25 protein-coding genes and 1 tRNA gene are annotated in these 26,626 nt (G+C 52.3%); 20 read left to right on the forward strand and 6 right to left on the reverse strand.

Annotated features, from left to right (window positions below; all coding sequences use genetic code 11):
• The first annotated feature begins 28 nt into the window (after positions 1-28).
• A tRNA-Trp gene (locus D9734_RS17790) sits at positions 29-104 on the forward strand.
• Between the two features lie 96 nt (positions 105-200).
• On the opposite strand, the gene hdfR is transcribed toward D9734_RS17790, so the two are convergent.
• The gene (gene hdfR / locus D9734_RS17795) at positions 201-1,040 is read right to left on the reverse strand and encodes an HTH-type transcriptional regulator HdfR (RefSeq protein ID WP_130209370.1); all 840 of its coding nucleotides are present in this window, start codon (positions 1,038-1,040) and stop codon (positions 201-203) included.
• A 118-nt stretch (positions 1,041-1,158) separates the two neighbouring features.
• On the opposite strand from hdfR, the gene maoP reads away from it, so the two are divergent.
• Positions 1,159-1,497, forward strand: a complete 339-nt coding sequence (maoP, locus tag D9734_RS17800) for a macrodomain Ori organization protein MaoP (protein ID WP_000841001.1) — start codon at positions 1,159-1,161, stop codon at positions 1,495-1,497.
• 24 nt (positions 1,498-1,521) lie between these two features.
• On the opposite strand, the gene D9734_RS17805 is transcribed toward maoP, so the two are convergent.
• On the reverse strand, positions 1,522-3,042 hold the full coding sequence (locus D9734_RS17805) for a YifB family Mg chelatase-like AAA ATPase (protein WP_130209372.1): 1,521 nt from the start codon (positions 3,040-3,042) through the stop codon (positions 1,522-1,524).
• Positions 3,043-3,393: 351 nt separating this feature from the next.
• On the opposite strand from D9734_RS17805, the gene ilvL reads away from it, so the two are divergent.
• The 7 genes from ilvL (at position 3,394) to ilvA (ending at position 9,949) form a co-directional block, all read left to right on the forward strand.
• Entirely contained in the window at positions 3,394-3,492 is a 99-nt protein-coding gene (ilvL, locus tag D9734_RS17810; RefSeq protein ID WP_001311244.1) for an ilv operon leader peptide, read from the forward strand.
• Between the two features lie 86 nt (positions 3,493-3,578).
• Positions 3,579-3,629, forward strand: a complete 51-nt coding sequence (gene ilvX / locus D9734_RS17815) for a peptide IlvX (protein ID WP_001387183.1) — start codon at positions 3,579-3,581, stop codon at positions 3,627-3,629.
• Positions 3,630-3,631: 2 nt separating this feature from the next.
• Positions 3,632-5,278, forward strand: a complete 1,647-nt coding sequence (gene ilvG, locus D9734_RS17820) for an acetolactate synthase 2 catalytic subunit (RefSeq protein WP_130209374.1) — start codon at positions 3,632-3,634, stop codon at positions 5,276-5,278.
• Positions 5,275-5,538 carry an acetolactate synthase 2 small subunit gene (ilvM, locus tag D9734_RS17825; RefSeq protein ID WP_130209376.1) on the forward strand — a complete coding sequence of 88 codons (264 nt, stop codon included), beginning with the start codon at positions 5,275-5,277 and terminating at the stop codon, positions 5,536-5,538. The genes ilvG and ilvM overlap by 4 nt, the downstream gene beginning before the upstream one ends.
• Positions 5,539-5,557: 19 nt before the next feature.
• Entirely contained in the window at positions 5,558-6,487 is a 930-nt protein-coding gene (ilvE, locus tag D9734_RS17830; protein WP_000208520.1) for a branched-chain-amino-acid transaminase, read from the forward strand.
• A 64-nt stretch (positions 6,488-6,551) separates the two neighbouring features.
• Positions 6,552-8,402, forward strand: a complete 1,851-nt coding sequence (ilvD, locus tag D9734_RS17835) for a dihydroxy-acid dehydratase (RefSeq protein WP_130209378.1) — start codon at positions 6,552-6,554, stop codon at positions 8,400-8,402.
• A 2-nt stretch (positions 8,403-8,404) separates the two neighbouring features.
• On the forward strand, positions 8,405-9,949 hold the full coding sequence (gene ilvA / locus D9734_RS17840; protein WP_130209492.1) for a threonine ammonia-lyase, biosynthetic: 1,545 nt from the start codon (positions 8,405-8,407) through the stop codon (positions 9,947-9,949).
• A gap of 51 nt (positions 9,950-10,000) precedes the next feature.
• On the opposite strand, the gene ilvY is transcribed toward ilvA, so the two are convergent.
• The gene (gene ilvY / locus D9734_RS17845; RefSeq protein ID WP_130209380.1) at positions 10,001-10,894 is read right to left on the reverse strand and encodes an HTH-type transcriptional activator IlvY; all 894 of its coding nucleotides are present in this window, start codon (positions 10,892-10,894) and stop codon (positions 10,001-10,003) included.
• 149 nt (positions 10,895-11,043) lie between these two features.
• Between ilvY and ilvC the strand changes: the two genes are divergently transcribed.
• Entirely contained in the window at positions 11,044-12,519 is a 1,476-nt protein-coding gene (gene ilvC / locus D9734_RS17850) for a ketol-acid reductoisomerase (protein ID WP_001296589.1), read from the forward strand.
• A gap of 45 nt (positions 12,520-12,564) precedes the next feature.
• On the opposite strand, the gene ppiC is transcribed toward ilvC, so the two are convergent.
• Positions 12,565-12,846 (reverse strand): peptidylprolyl isomerase PpiC, encoded by a 282-nt coding sequence (ppiC, locus tag D9734_RS17855; protein ID WP_001140251.1) that lies wholly within the window; start codon positions 12,844-12,846, stop codon positions 12,565-12,567.
• A gap of 86 nt (positions 12,847-12,932) precedes the next feature.
• Between ppiC and rep the strand changes: the two genes are divergently transcribed.
• A complete protein-coding gene (rep, locus tag D9734_RS17860) occupies positions 12,933-14,954 on the forward strand; it encodes a DNA helicase Rep (protein WP_130209382.1) in 2,022 nt (673 codons plus the stop codon).
• 45 nt (positions 14,955-14,999) lie between these two features.
• Here rep and gppA read toward each other — a convergent pair whose 3' ends face one another.
• Both gppA and rhlB read right to left on the reverse strand, forming a co-directional pair.
• Entirely contained in the window at positions 15,000-16,484 is a 1,485-nt protein-coding gene (gppA, locus tag D9734_RS17865; protein WP_130209384.1) for a guanosine-5'-triphosphate,3'-diphosphate diphosphatase, read from the reverse strand.
• 135 nt (positions 16,485-16,619) lie between these two features.
• Entirely contained in the window at positions 16,620-17,885 is a 1,266-nt protein-coding gene (gene rhlB / locus D9734_RS17870; protein WP_130209386.1) for an ATP-dependent RNA helicase RhlB, read from the reverse strand.
• Between the two features lie 130 nt (positions 17,886-18,015).
• Here rhlB and trxA point away from each other — a divergent pair, with 130 nt between their 5' ends.
• The 9 genes from trxA to rffA all read left to right on the forward strand — a co-directional run bounded on the left by trxA (position 18,016) and on the right by rffA (position 26,625).
• Positions 18,016-18,345, forward strand: a complete 330-nt coding sequence (trxA, locus tag D9734_RS17875) for a thioredoxin TrxA (RefSeq protein WP_064530526.1) — start codon at positions 18,016-18,018, stop codon at positions 18,343-18,345.
• A 139-nt stretch (positions 18,346-18,484) separates the two neighbouring features.
• Positions 18,485-18,583, forward strand: coding sequence for a rho operon leader peptide RhoL (rhoL, locus tag D9734_RS17880; protein WP_032145636.1), 99 nt, complete (start codon positions 18,485-18,487; stop codon positions 18,581-18,583).
• A gap of 87 nt (positions 18,584-18,670) precedes the next feature.
• On the forward strand, positions 18,671-19,930 hold the full coding sequence (rho, locus tag D9734_RS17885) for a transcription termination factor Rho (protein ID WP_001054527.1): 1,260 nt from the start codon (positions 18,671-18,673) through the stop codon (positions 19,928-19,930).
• A 238-nt stretch (positions 19,931-20,168) separates the two neighbouring features.
• Positions 20,169-21,272: a UDP-N-acetylglucosamine--undecaprenyl-phosphate N-acetylglucosaminephosphotransferase gene (gene wecA / locus D9734_RS17890; RefSeq protein WP_130209388.1), complete on the forward strand. Its 1,104-nt coding sequence runs from the start codon at positions 20,169-20,171 to the stop codon at positions 21,270-21,272.
• A gap of 11 nt (positions 21,273-21,283) precedes the next feature.
• Positions 21,284-22,330: an ECA polysaccharide chain length modulation protein gene (gene wzzE, locus D9734_RS17895; RefSeq protein ID WP_130209390.1), complete on the forward strand. Its 1,047-nt coding sequence runs from the start codon at positions 21,284-21,286 to the stop codon at positions 22,328-22,330.
• A 55-nt stretch (positions 22,331-22,385) separates the two neighbouring features.
• Positions 22,386-23,516: a UDP-N-acetylglucosamine 2-epimerase (non-hydrolyzing) gene (gene wecB, locus D9734_RS17900; protein WP_130209392.1), complete on the forward strand. Its 1,131-nt coding sequence runs from the start codon at positions 22,386-22,388 to the stop codon at positions 23,514-23,516.
• A complete protein-coding gene (wecC, locus tag D9734_RS17905; RefSeq protein ID WP_130209394.1) occupies positions 23,513-24,775 on the forward strand; it encodes a UDP-N-acetyl-D-mannosamine dehydrogenase in 1,263 nt (420 codons plus the stop codon). The genes wecB and wecC overlap by 4 nt, the downstream gene beginning before the upstream one ends.
• Before the next feature lie 40 nt (positions 24,776-24,815).
• Entirely contained in the window at positions 24,816-25,490 is a 675-nt protein-coding gene (gene rffC / locus D9734_RS17910; RefSeq protein WP_130209396.1) for a dTDP-4-amino-4,6-dideoxy-D-galactose acyltransferase, read from the forward strand.
• Between the two features lie 4 nt (positions 25,491-25,494).
• Complete coding sequence (rffA, locus tag D9734_RS17915; protein WP_130209398.1) at positions 25,495-26,625, forward strand: dTDP-4-amino-4,6-dideoxygalactose transaminase; 1,131 nt, start codon at positions 25,495-25,497, stop codon at positions 26,623-26,625.
• Position 26,626: the final 1 nt, after the last annotated feature.

Genomic DNA, 26,626 nt, shown 5'->3' on the forward strand with positions numbered 1-26,626 from the left:
GAGTCCCGTCCGTTCCGCCACCCTAATTAGGGGCGTAGTTCAATTGGTAGAGCACCGGTCTCCAAAACCGGGTGTTGGGAGTTCGAGTCTCTCCGCCCCTGCCAGAAATCATCCTTAGCGAAAGCTAAGGATTTTTTTTTATCTAAAATAACCCTCTCCGTAGTAAATCCTTCCACCGGCGTCCTTGCCAGCCATTCAGATTAATACACTTCATCCAGTACGTTAATTTTCAATAGATCTCGAATCAGCGCGTGTTTGTCGCTATTTTGCAGCCATATGGCATAGAGCGGCCGTGAAAGTGTTGTACTGTCGACAACAGTATGCAAACCGCCTTTTTTGCGCGCCCAACTTACCGGTAGCCAGGTGCAGCCATTAAGCATTTCAATCTGTTGTTGTGCCAGTTCAGCAGAACTGGTTGTCAGGATTGGAACTTCATCAGCACCGATCAAACCTGTCTCATGCTGTTGAAAATCCGGCCCCCATTCCAGACGCAGATAGTTAAGATCACCCTTTAACTTAGAGGGGGCGCTGGCATAGAGCGCTAAAGTGAAATGTCCCAACAACTGGCTACTAAATTCGTCCATTTTGGGCGCTTCAGTGGTAATAAGAAGATCAAGTTGACGTTCATGTAGCTGTTTTACCAGAGACTGTCGTTGGGCAATCCGCGCTTCAAATTGCAAGCCTGTGTGGGCATCCTGATTCTGATACAAGCGCCCCAGCCACTGATTAAGCATACACTCCCACAGCGAGGCGCTGGCACCGATAGAAAACTCATTATGTCGTGAGGTATGCGCCACCTCCTTGCGGGCGGCCTGCCAGGTGCTCATGAGCGTTTCTGCATAAGGCAGAAGCTTTTCTCCGGCAGCGGTTAAACGGATATTGTTTCTATGGCGGGTGAAAAGATTCACACCTAGTTGATTTTCCAGTTGTCTGATTCGAAAGCTCACGGCTGATTGGGTCAGATAGAGCGATTCAGCCGCTCGACCAAAGTGACGCGTTCGGCTAACTTCCAGGAAAGTTTTTAACAATTCCGTATCCACAGTGCTCTCCGCAAAATTATTTGTCGTTATGATTTAAATGTTTTGTTTTACACTCTGTCAAGCGTAACTAATACTCCGCGCCATAACTAGCTCGGTCAAAGAATTAGGAGCGTGCAGGATGGCGGAAAGCTTTACGACGACTAATCGATATTTCGACAATAAACATTATCCACGTGGATTCTCTCGTCATGGTGATTTCACCATCAAAGAGGCACAACTGCTTGAGCGTCATGGTTATGCCTTCAATGAGCTGGATCTCGGCAAGCGCGAGCCGGTTACCGAGGAAGAGAAACTCTTCGTAGCAGTATGCCGTGGCGAACGTGAGCCAGTGACAGAAGCAGAACGCGTGTGGTCCAAGTATATGACGCGTATTAAACGTCCAAAACGTTTTCATACCCTTTCCGGCGGTAAACCGCAGGTCGAAGGTGCTGAAGACTACACCGATTCCGACGATTAATAAAAAGGGCGAAATGCCCTTTTTTTATGTCAGCAGTTTTTGCAAATGGATGAGCAAGCGGTCAATCGCACGATAGCTAACCGCCTCCTGCAAATGCTGGCGTGTGATGATGTCAGACTGATCAATATCAGCAATGGTTCGTGCTACTTTCAGTAATCGCTGCCAGGCACGAATCGATAACCCCAGATGGATCAGCGTTTCTTCCAGCCACTGCGCATCTGCGCTCTCAAGCTTGCAGAATTGCCGTATTTCCGGGCTATCCAGCCAGGCATTCAGTTTATTCTGCCGCTTAAATTGGCGCTCTCTGGCGGCCATTACACGTTGTTTAACGGTGGCGCTGCTTTCTCCTGGCACTACCGCTTTACTCAAAATGCCGGGGGGCGGTAATGGGATCTCTAGTGAAAGGTCAAAGCGGTCAAGAAAGGGACCAGAGAGTCGGTTGAGATAACGTAATGTTTGTTCTGGTGTGCAGCGGTTATGGTTTCCCTGATAATGTCCGGTAGGGCTGGGGTTCATCGCCGCGACAAGCTGGAAACGGGCTGGATAGGTTATTTTTGCTCGAGTGCGTGAAAGATGGATCTGCCCGGATTCAATCGGCTCTCGCAAGGCATCCAGTGTACGCCGTTCAAATTCAGGTAGCTCATCAAGAAAAAGCACGCCGTTATGCGCCAGCGAAATTTCACCTGGCCCGGGAATTGCGCCACCGCCTACCATCGCAGTTAACGACGCACTGTGATGCGGTGAGCGGAATGGGCGCTGCCGCCATTGTTTTTGCACTGACTCGGCATTCACCAGGCTTAATATTGCGGCACTCTCCAGAGCTTCTTCATTACTTAAATCTGGCAATAAGCCATTAATACGGCTGGCGAGCATTGTTTTACCTGTTCCTGGTGGTCCAATCAGTAAAAGGTTGTGGCCCCCTGCGGCGGTAATTTCCAGCCCTCGCTTACCTTGCTCCTGACCGACAACATCACTGAGATCATGTTGTAATATCCGGGATACAACATCAGTTGGTGACGGGCGTTCGAGAGCATGCTTACCTTCGAGAAACGCACAGACAGCCTGCAGATGATCGGCTATCAGGCATCCTTCACCGTTAATTAGCCCCACTTCATCTTCGTTATCTTTCGCGACGATAATTTTTCTGCCTGACTTAATGGCTTCAGTTGCACTGGAGATTGCGCCAGGAACGCCGCGCAGAGCGCCTGTAAGCGCCAGTTCCCCGACTAATTCATATTCATGCAACTTATTGGCTGTAAGCTGTTCAGAGGCTGCCAGCAAAGCAATAGCGATAGGTAAATCATATCGCCCTCCTTCTTTCGGCAGGTCGGCTGGTGCAAGGTTAATGGTGATTTTTTTCGCCGGATATTCATATCCACTATTGATAATGGCGCTGCGCACGCGATCGCGTGCTTCTTTTACCGTTGTTTCTGGTAAGCCCACCATCGTTAATCCTGGTAGACCTTTACTGATATGAACCTCAACAGTGATCGGGGGTGCGTTTACTCCCAGAGCTGCACGAGTATGAACAATTGACAGTGACATAAGCCCTCCTTGAGCCACTATTATGAGCATAAGAGATCGCTGCTGTAGTCTGCCAGATTGCGTTAATTAGCGGCTGATTCCCGTTTATTTATGCAACGTGAACTGAGTTGTATGAGTGATGGAATGACTCTCGCAAAATTGAGAAGTAAAAAACTTAGCCTCTGGGCGAGGGTAAGAAATATACGGGAATTGAATTTTTTTTCACTCATCTTTTTTTATATAAAAAACAATGGTTTTTATCGAAATGATTGGGAATGCAACAAAATATGATTAAAAAATATCTTGTGCTATTCGCAAAATCTATGGTAACTCTTTAGGTATTCCTTCGAACAAGATGCAAGAAAAGACAAAATGACAGCCCTTCTACGAGTGATTAGCCTGGTCGTGATTAGCGTGGTGGTGATTATTATCCCACCGTGCGGGGCTGCACTTGGACGAGGAAAGGCTTAAAGATCAAGCCTTAACGAACTAAGACCCCCGCACCGAAAGGTCCGGGGGTTTTTTTTGACCTTAAAAACATAACCGAGGAGCAGACAATGAATAACAGCACAAAATTCTGTTTCTCAAGATTCAGGACGGGGAACTAACTATGAATGGCGCACAGTGGGTGGTACATGCGTTGCGGGCACAGGGTGTGAACACCGTTTTCGGTTATCCGGGTGGCGCAATTATGCCGGTTTACGATGCATTGTATGACGGCGGCGTGGAGCACTTGCTGTGCCGACATGAGCAGGGAGCGGCAATGGCGGCTATCGGCTATGCCCGTGCTACTGGCAAAACTGGCGTATGTATCGCCACGTCTGGTCCGGGCGCAACCAACCTGATAACCGGGCTTGCGGACGCGCTGTTAGATTCCATCCCTGTTGTTGCCATCACCGGTCAGGTGTCCGCTCCGTTTATCGGTACCGACGCATTTCAGGAAGTGGATGTCCTGGGATTGTCATTAGCCTGTACCAAACACAGCTTCCTGGTACAGTCGCTGGAAGAGTTGCCGCGCATCATGGCCGAAGCGTTTGAGGTTGCCAGCTCAGGTCGTCCTGGTCCAGTTCTGGTCGATATCCCAAAAGATATCCAGTTAGCCAGCGGCGATCTGGAACCGTGGTTCACCACCGTTGAAAACGAAGTGACTTTCCCACATGCCGAAGTCGAGCAAGCGCGCCAGATGCTGGCAAAAGCGCAAAAACCGATGCTGTACGTTGGCGGTGGCGTGGGCATGGCACAGGCGGTTCCGGCTTTGCGTGAATTTCTCGCTGCCACAAAAATGCCTGCCACCTGTACGCTGAAAGGGCTGGGCGCAGTTGAAGCGGATTATCCGTACTATCTGGGAATGCTGGGAATGCACGGCACCAAAGCGGCGAACTTCGCGGTGCAGGAATGTGATTTACTGATCGCCGTAGGTGCACGTTTTGATGACCGGGTGACCGGCAAGCTGAACACCTTCGCACCACACGCCAGTGTTATCCATATGGATATCGATCCAGCAGAAATGAACAAGCTGCGTCAGGCACATGTGGCATTACAGGGTGATTTAAACACGCTGTTGCCTGCGTTACAGCACACGTTAAATATCAATGACTGGCAGCAATACTGCGCGCAGCTGCGTGATGAACATGCCTGGCGTTACGACCATCCCGGTGATGCTATCTACGCGCCGTTGTTGTTAAAACAACTGTCGGATCGTAAACCTGCGGATTGCGTCGTGACCACAGATGTGGGGCAGCACCAGATGTGGGCTGCGCAGCACATCGCCCATACTCGCCCGGAAAATTTCATCACCTCCAGCGGCTTAGGCACTATGGGATTCGGTTTACCGGCAGCGGTTGGCGCGCAAGTCGCACGACCGAACGATACCGTTGTCTGTATCTCCGGTGACGGCTCTTTCATGATGAATGTGCAAGAGCTGGGCACCGTAAAACGCAAGCAATTACCGTTGAAAATCGTCTTACTCGATAACCAACGGTTAGGGATGGTTCGACAATGGCAGCAACTGTTTTTCCAGGAACGATACAGCGAAACCACCCTTACCGATAACCCAGATTTCCTCATGTTAGCCAGCGCCTTCGGCATCCCTGGCCAACACATCACCCGTAAAGACCAGGTTGAAGCGGCACTCGACACCATGCTGAACAGTGATGGGCCATACCTGCTTCATGTCTCAATCGACGAACTTGAGAACGTCTGGCCGCTGGTGCCGCCTGGTGCCAGTAATTCAGAAATGTTGGAGAAATTATCATGATGCAACATCAGGTCAATGTATCGGCTCGCTTCAGTCCGGAAACCTTAGAACGTGTTTTACGCGTGGTGCGTCATCGTGGTTTCCACGTCTGCTCAATGAATATGGCCGCCGCCAGCGATGCACAAAATATAAATATCGAATTGACCGTTGCCAGCCCACGGTCGGTCGACTTACTGTTTAGTCAGTTAAATAAACTGGTGGACGTCGCACACGTTGCCATCTGCCAGAGCACAACCACATCACAACAAATCCGCGCCTGAGCGCAAAAGGAATATAAAAATGACCACGAAGAAAGCTGATTACATTTGGTTCAATGGGGAGATGGTTCGCTGGGAAGACGCGAAGGTGCATGTGATGTCGCACGCGCTGCACTATGGCACCTCGGTTTTTGAAGGCATCCGTTGCTACGACTCGCACAAAGGACCGGTTGTATTCCGCCATCGTGAGCATATGCAGCGTCTGCATGACTCCGCCAAAATCTATCGCTTCCCGGTTTCGCAGAGCATTGATGAGCTGATGGAAGCTTGTCGTGACGTGATCCGCAAAAACAATCTCACCAGCGCCTATATCCGTCCGCTGATCTTTGTCGGTGATGTTGGCATGGGCGTAAACCCGCCTGCGGGATACTCAACCGACGTGATTATCGCCGCTTTCCCGTGGGGAGCGTATCTGGGGGCAGAAGCGCTGGAGCAGGGGATCGATGCGATGGTTTCCTCCTGGAACCGCGCAGCACCAAACACCATCCCAACCGCGGCGAAAGCCGGTGGTAACTACCTCTCTTCCCTGCTGGTGGGTAGCGAAGCGCGCCGCCACGGTTATCAGGAAGGTATCGCGCTGGATGTGAACGGTTACATCTCTGAAGGCGCAGGCGAAAACCTGTTTGAAGTGAAAGACGGTGTGCTGTTCACCCCACCGTTCACCTCATCCGCGCTGCCGGGTATTACCCGTGACGCCATCATCAAACTGGCGAAAGAGCTGGGAATTGAAGTGCGTGAGCAGGTGCTGTCGCGCGAATCACTGTACCTGGCGGATGAAGTGTTTATGTCCGGTACGGCGGCAGAAATCACGCCAGTGCGCAGCGTAGACGGGATTCAGGTTGGCGAAGGCCGTTGCGGCCCGGTTACCAAACGCATTCAGCAAGCCTTCTTCGGCCTCTTCACTGGCGAAACCGAAGATAAATGGGGCTGGTTGGATCAAGTTAATCAATAAATACAAAAAATGGGACGGCACGCACCGTCCCATTTACGAGACAGACACTGGGAGTAAATAAAGTATGCCTAAGTACCGTTCCGCCACCACCACTCATGGTCGTAATATGGCGGGTGCTCGTGCGCTGTGGCGCGCCACCGGAATGACCGACGCCGATTTTGGTAAGCCGATTATCGCGGTTGTGAACTCGTTCACCCAATTTGTACCGGGTCACGTCCATCTGCGCGATCTCGGTAAACTGGTCGCCGAACAAATTGAAGCGGCTGGCGGTGTTGCCAAAGAGTTCAACACCATTGCGGTGGATGATGGGATCGCCATGGGCCACGGGGGGATGCTTTATTCACTGCCATCTCGCGAACTGATCGCTGATTCCGTTGAGTATATGGTCAACGCCCACTGCGCCGACGCCATGGTCTGCATCTCTAACTGCGACAAAATCACCCCGGGGATGCTGATGGCTTCCCTGCGATTAAACATTCCGGTGATCTTCGTTTCCGGCGGCCCGATGGAGGCCGGGAAAACCAAACTGTCCGATCAGATCATCAAGCTCGATCTGGTTGATGCGATGATCCAGGGGGCAGACCCGAAAGTTTCTGACTCCCAGAGCGATCAGGTTGAACGTTCCGCCTGCCCAACTTGTGGTTCCTGCTCCGGGATGTTTACCGCTAACTCGATGAACTGCCTGACCGAAGCGCTGGGCCTGTCGCAACCGGGTAATGGCTCGCTGCTGGCGACCCACGCCGACCGTAAGCAGCTGTTCCTCAATGCCGGTAAACGCATTGTTGAATTGACCAAACGTTACTACGAGCAAAACGACGAAAGTGCACTGCCGCGTAATATCGCCAGTAAGGCGGCGTTTGAAAACGCCATGACGCTGGATATCGCAATGGGCGGTTCTACCAACACGGTACTTCACCTGCTGGCGGCGGCGCAGGAAGCGGAAATCGACTTCACCATGAGTGATATCGATAAACTTTCCCGAAAGGTTCCGCAGCTGTGTAAAGTTGCGCCGAGCACCCAGAAATACCATATGGAAGATGTTCATCGTGCTGGTGGTGTTATCGGTATTCTCGGCGAACTGGATCGCGCGGGGTTACTGAACCGTGATGTGAAAAACGTACTTGGCCTGACGTTGCCGCAAACGCTGGAACAATACGACGTTATGCTGACCCAGAATGACGCGGTAAAAAATATGTTCCGCGCTGGCCCAGCGGGTATTCGTACCACACAGGCGTTCTCGCAGGATTGCCGTTGGGATTCTCTCGATGACGACCGCGCAAACGGCTGCATCCGCTCGCTGGAGCACGCGTACAGCAAAGACGGCGGCCTGGCGGTACTCTACGGTAACTTTGCGGAAAACGGCTGCATCGTGAAAACCGCAGGCGTCGATGACAGCATCCTCAAATTCACCGGCCCGGCGAAAGTGTACGAAAGCCAGGACGACGCGGTAGAAGCTATCCTCGGCGGTAAAGTCGTCGCGGGTGATGTCGTGGTGATCCGCTATGAAGGCCCGAAAGGCGGCCCTGGCATGCAGGAAATGCTCTACCCAACCAGCTTCCTGAAATCGATGGGACTCGGCAAAGCCTGTGCGCTGATCACCGACGGTCGTTTCTCCGGCGGGACTTCCGGCCTCTCCATCGGCCACGTTTCACCGGAAGCGGCAAGCGGGGGCAATATCGCGATCATTGAAGATGGCGACCTGATCGAAATCGACATTCCGAATCGCGGCATTCAGTTGCAACTGAGCGAGCAGGAAATTGCCGCGCGTCGTGAAGCGCAGGAAGCGCGTGGCGACCAGGCCTGGACGCCGAAAAACCGTGAACGCCAGGTTTCCTTTGCCTTGCGCGCCTACGCCAGCCTGGCAACCAGCGCCGACAAAGGTGCGGTGCGCGATAAATCGAAACTGGGGGGTTAATGATGGCAGACTCACAACCCCTCTCCGGCGCTCCGGAAGGTGCCGAATATTTAAGAGCGGTGCTACGCGCACCGGTCTATGAAGCGGCGCAGGTCACGCCGCTACAAAAAATGGAAAAGCTGTCATCGCGTCTTGATAACGTGATTCTGGTTAAGCGCGAAGACCGCCAGCCAGTGCACAGCTTTAAGCTGCGTGGCGCATACGCCATGATGGCGGGCCTGACGGAAGAACAGAAAGCGCATGGCGTGATCACCGCCTCGGCGGGTAACCACGCGCAGGGCGTGGCGTTTTCTTCCGCACGGTTAGGCGTGAAGGCGCTGATCGTCATGCCAACCGCCACCGCTGACATCAAAGTTGATGCGGTGCGCGGCTTCGGTGGCGAAGTGCTGCTTCACGGCGCAAACTTTGATGAAGCGAAAGCCAAAGCAATTGAACTGTCGCAGCAGCAGGGCTTCACCTGGGTACCGCCGTTCGATCATCCGATGGTGATCGCCGGGCAAGGCACGCTGGCGCTGGAACTGCTCCAGCAGGACGCCCATCTTGATCGCGTATTTGTACCGGTCGGTGGCGGCGGCCTGGCGGCGGGTGTGGCAGTGCTGATCAAACAGCTGATGCCGCAAATCAAAGTGATCGCCGTAGAAGCGGAAGACTCCGCCTGCCTGAAAGCGGCGCTGGATGCAGGTCATCCCGTTGATTTGCCGCGCGTAGGGCTATTTGCTGAAGGCGTTGCGGTAAAACGCATCGGCGACGAAACCTTCCGTTTATGCCAGGAGTATCTCGACGACATCATCACCGTCGACAGCGATGCTATCTGTGCGGCGATGAAAGACCTGTTCGAAGATGTGCGTGCGGTGGCGGAACCCTCTGGTGCGCTGGCGCTGGCAGGGATGAAAAAATACATCGCCCAGCACAACATTCGCGGAGAACGACTGGCGCATGTACTTTCGGGGGCAAACGTCAATTTCCACGGCCTACGCTACGTCTCGGAACGCTGCGAATTGGGCGAACAGCGTGAAGCGTTGCTGGCGGTGACTATCCCGGAAGAAAAAGGCAGTTTCCTCAAATTCTGCCAGCTGCTTGGCGGGCGCTCGATCACCGAGTTCAACTACCGTTTTGCTGATGCCAAAAACGCCTGCATCTTTGTCGGCGTGCGCCTGAGCCGTGGCCTTGAAGAGCGCAAAGAAATTTTGCAGATGCTCAACGATGGCGGCTACAGCGTGGTTGATCTCTCCGACGACGAAATGGCGAAGCTTCACGTGCGCTATATGGTTGGCGGGCGTCCATCGCATCCGTTGCAGGAACGCCTCTACAGCTTCGAATTCCCGGAATCACCGGGCGCGCTGCTGCGTTTCCTCAACACGCTGGGTACGCACTGGAACATTTCGTTGTTCCATTATCGCAGTCATGGTACTGACTACGGACGCGTGCTGGCGGCGTTTGAGCTTGGCGACCATGAACCGGATTTTGAAACCCGGCTAAATGAGCTGGGCTACGATTGCCACGACGAAACCAATAACCCGGCGTTCAGGTTCTTTTTGGCGGGTTAGGGAAAAATGCCTGATGGCGCTTCGCTTATCAGGTCTACCCACGCGACAACGTTATTTGTGGTTTGGCAAAATCTTCCAGAACGCCTCAATCAGCGGCTCATGCAGCCGCTTTTTCTGCGCACACACACCCAGTTCAAACGGCGTTTTCTCATCGCTGCGCTCTAAAATCATTACGCGGTTACGCACCGGTTCCGGGCTGTTTTCCAGCACTACTTCCGGCAACAAGGCCACGCCGCAGCCGAGCGCCACCATCGATACCATCGCTTCATGTCCGCCAACCGTGGCGTAAATCATCGGGTTGCTGATTTTATTGCGTCGAAACCACAGTTCAATGCGGCGGCGTACCGGTCCCTGGTCGGCCATGATAAACGGCACTGTAGACCAGTCCGGCTTCTCTACCGAAACCTGATTACGCACCGGGCACGGTAGGGCAGGCGCGATCAGCACCACCGTCAGATTCTCCAGCATCGAAAACGCCACTGCGCCGGGTAACGTCTCCGGTTTCCCGGCAATTGCCAGATCCGCTTCGCCAGTGACCACCTTTTCCATCGCATCTGCCGCATCACCAGTAGTGAGTTTAATCTCCACTGACGGATGTTCCGCGCGGAAGCGGTCGAGAATCGGTGGAAGATGGCTGTAAGCGGCGGTCACCGAGCAGAAGATATGTAATTCTCCTGAGAGCGACGGCCCTTGCTGATCGATGGTGTGGCGCAGTTGCTGATACTGCAACAGCGTTTGCTGGGCGAAAACACGCAGCTCTTCCCCCGCTTCCGTCAGCGTTACCGTGCGGTTATCGCGCACAAACAGCGGCTGACCGAGATCTTCTTCCAGGCGCTGAATCTGCCGTGAGAGCGTGGATGGGCTTACGTGCATCGCCCGCGCGCTGCGGCCAAAATGGCGGCTTTCCGCCAGATGCAGGAAGGTTTTCAGATCGCGTAAATCCAATGGCGCAGCCCTCAATGTTGACGTTGCAAAAATTGCAATGTGACGTTGTGAATATATCAATTTCCGCAATAAATTTCCTGTCATATAGTGAATTCAATCTCGCAAACGCGAACTGAACAATAAGAAGCACAACATCACGAGGAATCACCATGGCTAACTACTTCAATACACTGAATCTGCGCCAGCAGTTGGCACAGTTGGGCAAATGCCGCTTTATGGGGCGCGATGAATTCGCCGACGGCGCGAGCTACCTTCAGGGTAAAAAAGTGGTCATCGTCGGCTGTGGCGCACAGGGTCTGAACCAGGGCCTGAACATGCGTGATTCTGGTCTCGATATCTCCTACGCTCTGCGTAAAGAAGCAATTGCCGAGAAGCGCGCATCCTGGCGTAAAGCGACCGAAAACGGTTTTAAAGTTGGCACTTACGAAGAACTGATCCCGCAGGCGGATCTGGTGGTTAACCTGACGCCAGACAAGCAGCACTCTGATGTAGTGCGTTCCGTACAGCCGCTGATGAAAGACGGCGCGGCGCTGGGTTACTCGCACGGTTTCAACATCGTCGAAGTGGGCGAGCAGATCCGTAAAGACATCACCGTAGTAATGGTTGCGCCGAAATGCCCTGGCACCGAAGTACGTGAGGAGTACAAACGTGGGTTCGGCGTACCGACGCTGATCGCCGTTCACCCGGAAAATGATCCGAAAGGCGAAGGCATGGCGATCGCTAAAGCCTGGGCGGCAGCAACCGGTGGTCACCGTGCGGGCGTGCTGGAATCGTCCTTCGTTGCAGAAGTGAAATCTGACCTGATGGGCGAGCAAACTATTCTGTGCGGTATGTTGCAGGCTGGCTCTCTGCTGTGCTTCGACAAGCTGGTGGAAGAAGGCACCGATCCGGCATACGCAGAAAAACTGATTCAGTTCGGTTGGGAAACCATCACCGAAGCGCTGAAACAGGGCGGCATCACGCTGATGATGGACCGTCTCTCTAACCCGGCGAAACTGCGTGCTTACGCGCTGTCAGAACAACTGAAAGAGATCATGGCACCGCTGTTCCAGAAACATATGGACGACATCATCTCCGGCGAATTCTCCTCCGGCATGATGGCGGACTGGGCCAACGACGATAAGAAACTGCTGACCTGGCGTGAAGAAACCGGCAAAACCGCGTTCGAAACCGCGCCGCAGTATGAAGGCAAAATCGGCGAGCAGGAGTACTTCGATAAGGGCGTACTGATGATCGCGATGGTGAAAGCGGGTGTTGAACTGGCGTTCGAAACCATGGTTGATTCCGGCATCATTGAAGAGTCTGCTTACTATGAATCACTGCATGAACTGCCGCTGATTGCCAACACCATCGCCCGTAAGCGTCTGTACGAAATGAACGTGGTTATCTCCGATACTGCCGAGTACGGTAACTATCTGTTCTCTTACGCTTGTGTGCCGCTGCTGAAACCGTTTATGGCAGAGCTGCAACCGGGCGACCTGGGTAAAGCTATTCCGGAAGGTGCGGTAGATAACGCGCAGCTGCGTGATGTAAATGAAGCGATTCGCAGCCATGCGATTGAGCAGGTAGGTAAGAAACTGCGCGGCTATATGACGGATATGAAACGTATTGCTGTTGCGGGTTAATAGCGATTCAGAGTTCAAGGCCTTCTCCTGGAGAAGGCCTTGCTGTTAGTTGCGGTATAACACCTTAATGATGTGGTAACCGAACTGGGTATGCAGCGGGCCAGTCGGCTCCAGCACCGGACAAGAGAAAACCACTTTATCGAACGCCGGAACCATCTGACCCTGGCGGAATTCACCTAAATCACCGCCGCGTTTGCCTGACGGGCAAATGGAGTGTTTCTTCGCCAGCTTGCCGAAATCGGCACCGTTCTTAATCTGCTCGAGAAGATCCAGAGCCAGTTTCTCTTCTTTTACAAGGATATGCAGTGCTGCTGCTGTTTTTGCCATGATCGTGCCTTGAGTGGTAAGGATGAGGCTGGCTATACTACCACGCTGTTATTTTCCCCTCCCGACTTTCATTGAGCGATTTTCCTATGCGTCTAAACCCCGGCCAACAACAAGCTGTCGAATTCGTTACCGGCCCCTGCCTGGTGCTGGCGGGGGCGGGTTCCGGTAAAACTCGTGTTATCACCAATAAAATCGCCCATCTGATCCGCGGTTGCGGTTATCAGGCGCGACATATCGCGGCGGTGACCTTTACCAATAAGGCGGCGCGCGAGATGAAAGAGCGTGTCGGGCAGACGCTGGGGCGTAAAGAGGCGCGCGGGCTGATGATCTCCACCTTCCACACGCTGGGGCTGGATATCATCAAACGCGAGTATGCAGCATTGGGGATGAAGGCAAACTTCTCGTTGTTTGACGATACCGATCAGCTTGCTTTGCTTAAAGAGTTGACCGAAGGGCTGATCGAAGATGACAAAGTTCTCTTGCAACAGCTAATTTCGACCATCTCCAATTGGAAAAACGATCTAAAAACACCGACGCAGGCGGCGGCTGAGGCAAAGGGCGAGCGGGATCGAATTTTTGCCCATTGTTATGGACTGTATGATGCGCACCTGAAAGCGTGCAATGTTCTCGACTTCGACGATCTGATTTTATTGCCGACGTTACTTCTGCAACGCAATGAAGAAGTACGCGAGCGCTGGCAGAACAAAATTCGCTACCTGCTGGTGGATGAGTATCAGGACACCAACACCAGCCAGTATGAACTGGTGAAACTGCTGGTGGGCAGCCGCGCGCGCTTTACCGTGGTGGGTGACGATGACCAGTCGATCTACTCCTGGCGCGGCGCACGTCCGCAAAACCTGGTGTTGCTGAGTCAGGATTTCCCGGCGTTGAAGGTGATTAAACTCGAGCAGAACTACCGCTCTTCCGGGCGTATTCTGAAAGCGGCGAATATTCTGATCGCCAATAACCCGCACGTCTTTGAAAAGCGTCTGTTCTCCGAACTGGGCTACGGCGCGGAACTAAAAGTTTTAAGCGCGAATAACGAGGAACATGAAGCAGAGCGCGTCACGGGGGAGTTGATTGCACATCACTTCGTCAATAAAACGCAGTACAAAGATTACGCTATTCTTTATCGCGGTAACCATCAGTCGCGGGTGTTTGAAAAATTCCTGATGCAAAACCGCATCCCGTACAAAATATCCGGTGGTACGTCGTTTTTCTCTCGTCCTGAAATCAAGGATTTGCTGGCTTATCTGCGCGTGCTGACTAACCCGGACGATGACAGCGCATTTCTGCGTATCGTTAACACGCCGAAGCGAGAGATTGGCCCGGCTACGCTGAAAAAACTGGGTGAGTGGGCGATGACGCGCAATAAAAGCATGTTTACCGCCAGCTTTGATATGGGCCTGAGTCAGACGCTTAGCGGACGTGGTTATGAAGCATTGACCCGCTTCACTCACTGGTTGGCAGAAATCCAGCGTCTGGCGGAGCGGGAGCCGATTGCCGCGGTGCGTGATCTGATCCACGGCATGGATTATGAATCCTGGCTGTATGAAACATCGCCCAGTCCGAAAGCTGCCGAAATGCGAATGAAGAACGTTAACCAGTTATTTAGCTGGATGACGGAGATGCTGGAAGGCAGCGAACTGGATGAGCCGATGACGTTAACCCAAGTGGTGACGCGCTTTACTCTGCGCGACATGATGGAGCGGGGGGAAAGCGAGGAAGAACTGGATCAGGTGCAACTGATGACTCTGCACGCGTCGAAAGGGCTGGAGTTTCCCTATGTCTACATGGTCGGTATGGAAGAAGGATTTTTGCCGCACCAGAGCAGCATCGATGAAGATAATATCGATGAGGAGCGGCGACTGGCCTATGTCGGCATTACCCGCGCCCAGAAGGAATTGACCTTTACGCTGTGTAAAGAACGCCGTCAGTACGGCGAACTGGTGCGCCCGGAGCCAAGCCGCTTCCTGCTGGAGCTGCCGCAGGATGATCTGATTTGGGAACAAGAGCGTAAAGTGGTCAGCGCCGAAGAACGGATGCAGAAAGGGCAAAGCCATCTGGCAAATCTGAAAGCGATGATGGCGGCAAAACGAGGAAAATAATCAAGGCCGGATAAGAAGCGAGCATCGCATCCAGCACCTTGCACGTTAATGCACTTCCAGCGGCCAGTGGACATAGCTCTGCCACTGGCTTTCCTGATCGATAACCTCTGTACCCAGCGGATGCTGGATCAGCCAACCTTGTGGCAGCGTTAAGGTCAACTGCTCATGATCGGCCTGTAATTTAATATCTGGTACTAAATCATCACGACGACGGCTGGCAAAAATGATGGCGAGGCGCAGTAAACGACAGAGTTGTTCTGCGACGCGCGGCGGTACGGCATTTTGCTGATGCAGCGATGAGAGATCGACCGGATTCGTCTGGTTGAGTAATAACGTCGCCAGCAGCTTTTTCTGCGCGGGGGTAAAACCGGGAAGATCCAGGTTACGCACCAGATAAGCGGCATGTTGCGGCGCTTGTTTGAAATCAACGCTAAGGCCAATTTCATGAAGCTGACAGGCGCTGACCAGTAAATCGCGGCTAATCGCTTCAAGATGCCAGATATTTTCGACCTGATCGAACAAGTTAGCGGCGAGTTTAGCCACACGCTGTGCTTGATCGGTATCAATCATAAAGCGACGTTGAATATTACGCAGTGTTCGGCTGCGAATATCCTGCTCGACCGCCAGATGTAACATGCCGTAAACCAGGCCTTCACGCAGTGCGCCGCCGGCCAGCGTCATACACTGGATATTCAGCTCGGTAAAAATGGCTATCAGGATCGCCAGACCACTTGGGAATACTAACGCGCGTTCCAGCGTCAGCCCTTCGATTTCCAACTCTTCCAGCCTGCCACAGTGAATAGCGCGCTGTTTCAGTTGCTGCAATTTCGCCAGGGTAATGCGTTCATCCATACCCTGCGCCATCATGATTTCCTGCAAAGCCTGCACGGTGCCGGAAGCACCAACGCACACCTTCCAGCCGTGATAGCGCAATTCATCGGCAACTGGACGTAGCACTTCGCGCGCGGCTTGTTCGGCTGCGACAAAGTTTTCTTGCCCCAGATTACGATCGGCAAAATAGCGCTCAAGCCAGGTAACGCAGCCCATAGACAGGCTGAACAAGGACGTCGTTTGTGCGCCGGTGCCGGTTACCAGTTCAGTACTGGCGCCGCCGATATCCACCACCAGGCGCTGATCTGCACCGCCAGTGGTGTGAGCAACGCCCTGATAAATCAGGCGTGCTTCCTCTTCACCGCTAATGACCTGTACCGGACAGCCAAGGATTTCCTGCGCTTTAGCGATGAAATCACCAGCATTGACGGCAAGACGTAACGTCGCCGTGGCGACAACGCGAATTTGCGAGGGAGGGATATCTTGCAAACGTTCAGCAAACAGACGCAGGCATTGCCAGCCGCGCTCCATTGCTTCATTAGACAGGGCATTTTCGCTGTTCAGGCCAGCAGCCAGACGCACTTTGCGTTTAATTCGCGTCAGCGTCTGGATACTGCCAGCCACCTCGCGCACAACCAGCATATGAAAACTATTCGAACCGAGATCAATAGCGGCATAAAGCGACGAGGTGGAACCCATACTCTTCATCCTTCAATCTGTCTCTGCGTTGGCTGCGTTCTTTCACCCAAATCACTTACTACAATAAGCTCGTCGGGATTCATTCTCTTGCCATCTTGATACAGTTTGAATGATTTTGAGTATGACATTTTTTATTTAACCTGAACGACGACGATTACGCGGAGCGCCAGTACGACGCGGACCATTGCCTGTACGCGGGCGCGTGAGGCGCAGCGGTTTTGGCAGATCGGTCATCAATGCGTCCGGATTGTATTTGCTTACCGGAATTGAGTGACCAATATAGGTCTCAATAGCAGGCAAATTCAATGCATACTCTTCACATGCCAGGCTGATGGAATGACCACTTGCGCCAGCGCGACCTGTACGACCAATACGGTGAACGTAATCTTCACAGTCATCGGGTAAATCGTAGTTAAAGACGTGCGTCACAGCCGGGATATGCAGGCCACGCGCGGCAACATCGGTGGCAACCAGAATATCCAAATCACCACGGGTAAATTCATCAAGAATACGCAGACGTTTTTTCTGCGCTACATCACCCGTTAACAGGCCAACACGATGACCATCTGCCGCCAGGTGACCCCAGATCTCTTCACAACGATGTTTGGTGTTGGCGAAAATAATCGCTCTGTCTGGCCACTCTTCTTCGATCAGCGTTTGCAATAAACGCATCTTTTCTTCGTTAGAAGGGTAGAAAAGTTCTTCTTTAATGCGGTGGCCCGTTTTCTGTTCCGGTTCCACTTCAATATATTCGGCATTGTTCATCTGCTCGAACGCCAGTTCACGTACCCGGTACGAAAGCGTGGCGGAGAACAGCATGTTGAGACGCTGGTTTGCAGGCGGCATACGGCGGAACAGCCAGCGGATATCTTTAATAAAGCCCAGATCGTACATACGATCAGCTTCGTCCAGCACCACTACCTGAATGGCGCCGAGGTTGATGTGGTTCTGTTTGGCGTAGTCGATCAAACGACCCGTAGTGCCAATCAAAATGTCAACGCCGCTTTCCAGCACTTTCAGCTGTTTGTCGTAGCCGTCGCCACCGTAAGCCAGACCCAATTTCAGGCCAGTAGCTTGCGCCAGTGGTTCCGCATCGGCGTGGATCTGCACGGCAAGTTCACGCGTCGGTGCCATAATTAAGGCACGCGGTTGATTCACCTTGCGATCGGCAATCGCAGGATGAGAGAGAAGATAATGAAACGTCGACGTCAGAAACGCCATCGTTTTCCCGGTACCAGTTTGCGCCTGCCCGGCTACGTCACGACCCACCAGCGTTAGCGGAAGGGCCAGTGCCTGAATGGGCGTACAGTTATGAAACCCTTTTTTTTCAAGGGCTTCTACAACTTTCGGATGCAGGGCGAAGTCGGAAAACTTCTGTTCTGTTAAATGTGTTTTGCTCATAGTGTGGTAGAATATCAGCTTACTATTGCTTTACGAAAGCGTATCCGGTGAAATAAAGTCAACCTTTAGTTGGTTAATGTTACACCAACAACGAAACCAACACGCCAGGCTTATTCCTGTGGAGTTATATATGAGCGATAAAATTATTCACCTGACTGACGACAGTTTTGACACGGATGTACTCAAAGCGGACGGGGCGATCCTCGTTGATTTCTGGGCAGAGTGGTGCGGTCCGTGCAAAATGATCGCCCCGATTCTGGATGAAATCGCTGACGAATATCAGGGCAAACTGACCGTTGCAAAACTGAACATCGATCAAAACCCTGGCACTGCGCCGAAATATGGCATCCGTGGTATCCCGACTCTGCTGCTGTTCAAAAACGGCGAATTGGCCGCAACCAAAGTGGGCGCACTGTCTAAAGGTCAGTTGAAAGAGTTCCTCGACGCTAACCTGGCGTAAGGGAATTTCATGTTCGGGTGCCCCGTCGCTAAAAACTGGACGCCCGGCGTGAGTCATGCTAACTTAATGTTGACTTCGTATTAAACATACCTTATTAAGTTTGAATCTTGTAATATCCAACGCTTCCTGTTTTTCTTAAATGCGAAGTGAACAGATTTCTGGCTCGTCACTCAATCCGTCTTGTCGTTTCAGTTCTGCGTACTCTCCTGTGACCAGACAGCGAAAAGACATGAGTTGATGACCGTAAACAGGCATGGATGATCCTGCCATACCATTCACAACATTAAGTTCGAGATTTACCCCAAGTTTAAGAACTCACACCACTATGAATCTTACCGAATTAAAGAATACGCCGGTTTCTGAGCTGATCACTCTCGGCGAAAATATGGGGCTGGAAAACCTGGCTCGTATGCGTAAGCAGGACATTATTTTTGCCATCCTGAAGCAGCACGCAAAGAGTGGCGAAGATATCTTTGGTGATGGCGTACTGGAGATATTGCAGGATGGATTTGGTTTCCTCCGTTCCGCAGACAGCTCCTACCTCGCCGGCCCTGATGACATCTACGTTTCTCCTAGCCAAATCCGCCGTTTCAACCTCCGCACTGGTGATACCATCTCTGGTAAGATTCGCCCGCCGAAAGAAGGTGAACGCTATTTTGCGCTGCTGAAGGTTAACGAAGTTAACTTCGACAAACCAGAAAACGCCCGTAACAAAATCCTCTTTGAGAACTTAACGCCGCTGCACGCAAACTCTCGTCTGCGTATGGAGCGTGGTAACGGTTCTACCGAAGATTTAACCGCACGCGTACTGGATCTGGCATCGCCTATCGGTCGTGGGCAACGTGGTCTGATTGTGGCACCGCCAAAAGCGGGTAAAACCATGCTGCTGCAGAACATTGCTCAGAGCATCGCTTACAACCATCCAGACTGCGTACTGATGGTTCTGCTGATTGACGAACGTCCGGAAGAAGTGACCGAGATGCAGCGTCTGGTTAAAGGTGAAGTTGTTGCTTCTACCTTCGATGAACCAGCATCTCGCCACGTTCAGGTTGCGGAAATGGTGATCGAGAAGGCAAAACGCCTGGTTGAGCATAAGAAAGACGTTATTATTCTGCTTGACTCCATCACTCGTCTGGCTCGTGCCTACAACACCGTCGTACCGGCTTCCGGTAAAGTGTTGACCGGTGGTGTGGACGCCAACGCCCTGCATCGTCCGAAACGCTTCTTCGGTGCAGCACGTAATGTGGAAGAGGGCGGCAGCCTGACCATCATTGCAACGGCGCTAATCGATACCGGCTCCAAAATGGACGAAGTTATCTACGAAGAGTTTAAAGGTACAGGTAACATGGAACTGCACCTCTCTCGTAAAATCGCTGAAAAACGCGTCTTCCCGGCAATCGACTACAACCGTTCTGGTACTCGTAAAGAAGAGTTGCTTACCACTCAGGAAGAGCTGCAGAAAATGTGGATCCTGCGCAAAATCATTCACCCGATGGGCGAAATCGACGCAATGGAATTCCTCATTAATAAGCTTGCGATGACCAAGACCAATGATGATTTCTTCGAGATGATGAAACGCTCATAAGTTAGTGTTACAGCAAAACGCCACGTGTTTACGTGGCGTTTTGCTTTTATATCTGTAATCTTAGCGGTATACCTGTGATGGTGTGAAAATTCCTGGTTTTTGCGGGTGTTTTATGCGATTTACATATCAATTGGTTGATTTTTGCTCATTTCTGAGAGATTCAGAAAGTAGTTTCCCTTCTGAATAAAGGTCTTCGTGGGTATACTTCAGCTAATAATTTTCTCTGAGAGCATGCATTGTGAATTTACTGACAGTGAGTACTGATCTCATCAGTATTTTTTTATTCACGACACTGTTTCTGTTTTTTGCCCGCAAGGTGGCAAAAAAAGTCGGTTTAGTGGATAAACCTAACTTCCGCAAACGTCACCAGGGATTGATACCGCTCGTTGGGGGTATTTCGGTTTATGCAGGGATTTGCTTCACGTTCGGAATTGTCGATTACTATATTCCACATGCAGCTCTCTATCTCGTTTGTGCCGGTGTGCTTGTGTTCATTGGCGCGCTGGATGATCGTTTTGATATCAGCGTAAAAATCCGTGCCACCATACAGGCAGCTGTTGGCATTGTTATGATGGTGTTCGGCAAACTTTATCTCAGTAGTTTGGGTTATATCTTTGGCTCCTGGGAGATGGTGCTTGGACCGTTTGGTTACTTCCTGACGCTGTTTGCTGTCTGGGCGGCGATTAATGCCTTCAACATGGTCGATGGTATTGATGGCTTGCTGGGCGGGTTATCCTGTGTCTCGTTTGCGGCAATCGGTATGATTTTGTGGTTCGACGGGCAAACCAGCCTCGCTATCTGGTGCTTTGCCATGATCGCCGCCATCCTGCCTTATATCATGCTCAACCTTGGTATTCTGGGGCGTCGCTACAAAGTCTTTATGGGCGATGCGGGTAGTACGCTGATTGGTTTTACTGTTATCTGGATCCTGTTGGAAACTACCCAGGGTGCCACACATCCAATCAGCCCGGTTACCGCCTTATGGATCATTGCTATCCCGCTGATGGACATGGTGGCGATTATGTATCGTCGTTTGCGTAAAGGCATGAGTCCATTCTCACCTGACCGTCAGCATATTCACCATTTGATCATGCGTGCCGGGTTTACTTCCCGCCAGGCATTTGTGCTGATTACCCTTGCTGCAGCGCTACTCGCTTCTATTGGCGTACTGGCAGAATATTCTCATTTTGTCCCGGAATGGGTCATGCTGGTGCTCTTTTTGCTAGCATTCTTCCTCTATGGATATTGCATTAAGCGTGCCTGGAAAGTTGCTCGCTTTATTAAGCGCGTAAAACGCAGACTGCGTAGAAATCGTGGTGGCAGCCCCAATTTAACCAAATAAATGAGGATGTGATGACACAACCAATGCCTGGGAAACCGGCCGAAGACGCTGAAAATGAACTGGATATTCGTGGGTTGTTTCGTACCTTGTGGGCTGGGAAGCTGTGGATTATTGGCATGGGGCTGGCGTTTGCCTTAATCGCGTTGGCGTATACTTTTTTTGCGCGTCAGGAGTGGAGTGCGACGGCGATTACCGATCGTCCAACCGTGAATATGCTGGGCGGGTACTACTCGCAGCAGCAATTTTTGCGTAACCTGGATGTTCGTTCAAATATGGCCCCTGCCGACCAACCATCGGTTATGGATGAAGCCTATAAAGAGTTTGTTATGCAACTGGCATCGTGGGATACCCGCCGCGATTTCTGGTTGCAGACTGACTATTACAAACAGCGGATGGTCGGTAACAGTAAAGCCGATGCGGCTCTGCTGGATGAAATGATCAACAACATCCTGTTTATTCCTGGTGATTTCGCCCGCTCGGTCAATGACAGCGTTAAGCTGGTTGCCGAAACCGCCCCCGATGCTAATAACCTGCTTCGTCAATATGTTGCTTTTGCCAGCCAGCGTGCAGCCAGCCATCTGAATGATGAGCTGAAAGGCGCATGGGCGGCGCGCACTATTCAGATGAAGGCTCAGGTGAAGCGTCAGGAAGAAGTGGCTAAGTCCATCTACGACCGCCGGATGAACAGTATTGAACAGGCACTTAAAATCGCCGAGCAACACAATATTTCTCGCAGTGCGACAGACGTGCCAGCCGAGGAATTACCTGATTCAGAAATGTTCCTGTTGGGGCGTCCGATGCTCCAGGCGCGACTGGAAAATTTACAGGCTGTCGGCCCAGCCTTTGATCTCGACTATGATCAGAATCGGGCCATGTTAAATACCCTTAATGTTGGTCCAACCCTGGATCCGCGTTTTCAGACCTATCGCTATTTGCGTACACCGGAAGAACCGGTAAAACGCGATAGCCCACGTCGTGCCTTCCTGATGATTATGTGGGGCATTGTCGGGGGGCTGATCGGGGCTGGTGTCGCATTAACCCGCCGTTGCTCGAAATAGCAACACAGCTGTGGTGAGCGCAAAGGCGCTCGCCGCTTATTCGAAGAGAATCGATGTGAAAGTACTGACTGTATTTGGTACGCGCCCGGAAGCCATCAAGATGGCGCCGTTGGTGCATGCGTTGGCAAAAGATCCTTTTTTTGAGGCTAAAGTTTGCGTCACTGCGCAGCATCGGGAGATGCTCGATCAGGTGCTGAAACTCTTTTCCATTGTACCTGACTACGATCTCAACATAATGCAGCCAGGACAGGGCCTGACAGAGATAACCTGTCGGATTCTGGAAGGACTAAAACCTATTCTTGCCGAGTTCAAACCAGACGTTGTGCTGGTTCATGGTGATACTACCACCACACTGGCAACCAGCCTGGCAGCGTTTTATCAGCGAATTCCTGTTGGTCACGTTGAGGCCGGACTGCGCACGGGCGATCTCTATTCGCCGTGGCCGGAAGAGGCTAACCGTACATTGACCGGGCATCTGGCGATGTACCATTTCTCACCAACTGAAACTTCCCGGCAAAATTTGCTGCGTGAAAACGTCGCTGACAGCCGAATATTTATTACCGGTAATACAGTAATTGATGCGCTGCTGTGGGTGCGCGACCAGGTAATGAGCAGCGATACGCTGCGTTCAGAACTGGCGGCAAATTACCCGTTTATCGACCCCGATAAAAAGATGATTCTGGTGACCGGTCACAGGCGTGAGAGCTTTGGTCGTGGTTTTGAAGAAATTTGCCATGCGCTGGCTGAAATTGCTACCACTCATCAGGACATCCAGATTGTTTATCCGGTACACCTTAACCCGAATGTCAGAGAGCCGGTCAATCGCATTCTGGGGCATGTGAAAAATGTCATTTTGATTGATCCCCAGGAGTATTTACCGTTTGTCTGGTTGATGAACCATGCCTGGTTGATTTTGACTGACTCTGGCGGCATTCAGGAAGAAGCACCTTCTCTGGGTAAACCGGTGCTGGTGATGCGCGATACCACCGAACGCCCAGAAGCGGTGACCGCAGGTACGGTACGTCTGGTGGGGACGGATAAGCAACGGATCGTCGAGGACGTGACGCGTCTTTTAGAAGACGAAGATGAATATCAAACTATGAGCCGAGCCCATAACCCGTATGGTGATGGTCAGGCATGCTCTCGCATTTTGGAAGCGTTAAAAAATAATCGGATATCACTATGAGTTTTGCGACCATTTCTGTTATCGGACTGGGTTATATCGGGCTGCCAACGGCGGCTGCGTTTGCCTCACGGCAAAAACAGGTGATTGGTGTTGATATCAACCAACAAGCGGTTGATACCATCAATCGTGGCGAAATCCATATCGTCGAACCTGATTTAGCGAGCGTGGTAAAAACTGCCGTAGAAGGTGGTTTTTTACGAGCGAGCACGACGCCGGTTGAGGCTGATGCCTGGCTGATTGCTGTCCCAACGCCATTTAAAGGCGATCATGAGCCGGATATGGCCTACGTCGAATCGGCTGCCCGCTCCATTGCGCCAGTGCTGAAAAAAGGCGCGTTGGTGATCCTTGAATCCACCTCGCCGGTGGGTTCAACCGAGAAGATGGCAGAATGGTTAGCAGAGATGCGTCCGGACCTGACTTTCCCGCAGCAGGTGGGTGAGCAGGCGGACGTCAATATTGCTTATTGCCCGGAACGCGTGTTGCCGGGCCAGGTGATGGTCGAGCTGATTAAAAACGATCGCGTCATTGGCGGCATGACGCCAGTTTGCTCGGCGCGCGCCAGCGAACTGTACAAAATTTTCCTCGAAGGTGAGTGTGTCGTCACTAACTCGCGGACGGCGGAAATGTGTAAGCTCACAGAAAACAGCTTCCGCGACGTGAATATTGCTTTTGCTAACGAACTGTCGCTGATTTGTGCCGAGCAAGGAATTAACGTCTGGGAACTGATTCGTTTGGCGAATCGCCATCCACGAGTCAATATTCTCCAGCCTGGTCCGGGTGTGGGCGGTCACTGCATTGCCGTCGACCCGTGGTTTATCGTGGCGCAGAACCCACAGCAGGCGCGGCTTATCCGTACCGCGCGTGAAGTGAACGATCACAAACCTTTCTGGGTGATTGATCAGGTGAAAGCGGCGGTCGCTGATTGTTTGGCTGCCACTGATAAACGCGCCAGTGAACTGAAAATTGCCTGCTTTGGTCTGGCGTTTAAACCGAATATTGATGACCTGCGCGAAAGCCCGGCGATGGAAATCGCTGAACTGATCGCCCAGTGGCACAGCGGCGAAACGCTGGTTGTTGAACCTAATATTCACCAGTTGCCGAAAAAACTGACCGGACTTTGCACGCTGGCGCAGCTTGACGAGGCGCTGGCGACGGCAGATGTGCTGGTGATGTTGGTAGATCACAGCCAGTTTAAAGCCATTAGCGGCGATGATGTTCAGCAGCAGTATGTGGTGGATACCAAAGGAGTCTGGCGCTGATACTGATTACAGTAAACGACTGTGTTGAGGGAGATAGAGAATGCCCGTCCGCGCCAGTATTGAACCACTAACTTGGGAAAACGCCTTTTTTGGCGTTAACAGCGCCATCGTGCGCATTAGTCCTGACGCACCGCTCCTGACGCCAGGCGTTTTGGCGCCGTGGTCACGAGTACAGGCCAAAATTGCCGCATCCAATACCGAAGAACTAGATGTCCTGCAACAGCTGGGATTCTCGCTGGTCGAAGGAGAAGTGGATTTTGCGCTCCCCGTGATCAACGTCAGTGAAAGCCGTGCGGAAGTGGCTCAAGAAGCAGATATTCCAGTACTACGCCAGTTAGCCCGTGAAGCATTCGCGCAAAGCCGTTTTCGTGCGCCGTGGTATGCGCCTGACGCCAGCGGTCGCTTTTATGCGCAGTGGATTGAAAATGCCGTGCGCGGCACCTTTGATCATCAATGCCTGGTTTTACGCGCGGCTTCTGGCGAGATTCGCGGCTATGTTTCTCTGCGAGAGTTGAATACCACTGACGCGCGCATTGGTTTACTGGCAGGACGCGGTGCAGGTGCTGAACTGATGCAAACGGCGCTAAACTGGGCGTATGCTCGCGGTAAAACAACATTGCGGGTGGCGACCCAGATGGGCAACACCGCCGCGCTTAAACGATACATACAAAGTGGTGCGAATGTAGAAAGCACCGCGTACTGGTTATACAGGTGATCACATGATTCCATTTAACGCACCGCCGGTGGTGGGAACCGAACTCGACTATATGCAGTCGGCAATGGGTAGCGGCAAACTGTGTGGCGATGGCGGTTTTACCCGTCGCTGCCAGCAGTGGCTGGAGCAACGTTTTGGCAGCGCCAAAGTACTGCTGACGCCATCCTGCACCGCTTCTCTGGAGATGGCGGCGCTGCTTCTGGATATCCAACCGGGCGATGAAGTGATCATGCCGAGCTACACCTTTGTCTCCACCGCCAACGCCTTTGTGCTGCGTGGAGCAAAAATTGTTTTTGTTGATGTTCGCCCGGACACCATGAACATCGACGAAACGCTGATTGAAGCGGCGATCACCGACAAAACGCGCGTTATTGTGCCGGTGCATTACGCGGGCGTGGCCTGCGAAATGGACACCATTATGGCGTTGGCGAAAAAGCATAACCTGTTTGTGGTGGAAGATGCCGCTCAGGGTGTGATGTCCACTTACAAAGGGCGTGCGTTGGGAACCATTGGTCATATTGGCTGCTTTAGCTTCCATGAAACCAAAAACTACACGGCGGGCGGTGAAGGCGGGGCGACGCTGATTAATGATAAGGCGTTGATTGAACGTGCCGAGATCATCCGTGAAAAAGGGACTAACCGCAGCCAGTTCTTCCGTGGTCAGGTTGATAAATATACCTGGCGCGATATCGGCTCCAGCTATTTGATGTCCGATCTGCAAGCTGCGTATCTGTGGGCGCAACTGGAAGCCGCTGAACGTATCAACCAGCAACGTCTGGCGCTGTGGCAAAACTACTACGATGCGTTAGCACCTCTGGCGAAAGCCGGGCGTATCGAGTTGCCGTCGATTCCGGATGACTGCGTGCAGAACGCGCATATGTTCTACATCAAGCTGCGGGATATTGATGACCGGAGCGCGTTGATTAGCTTCCTGAAGGAAGCGGAAATCATGGCGGTGTTCCATTACATTCCGCTGCACGGTTGCCCTGCGGGTGAACGCTTTGGTGAGTTTCACGGTGAAGATCGCTACACCACCAAAGAGAGCGAGCGCCTGCTGCGCCTGCCGTTGTTCTACAACTTGTCGCCCGTCAATCAGCGCACGGTGATTGCGACCTTGTTGAACTACTTCTCCTGAT

Origin of the sequence: Escherichia sp. E14S1, assembly GCF_004211995.1 — a bacterium.
Taxonomy (GTDB): Bacteria; Pseudomonadota; Gammaproteobacteria; order Enterobacterales; family Enterobacteriaceae; genus Escherichia.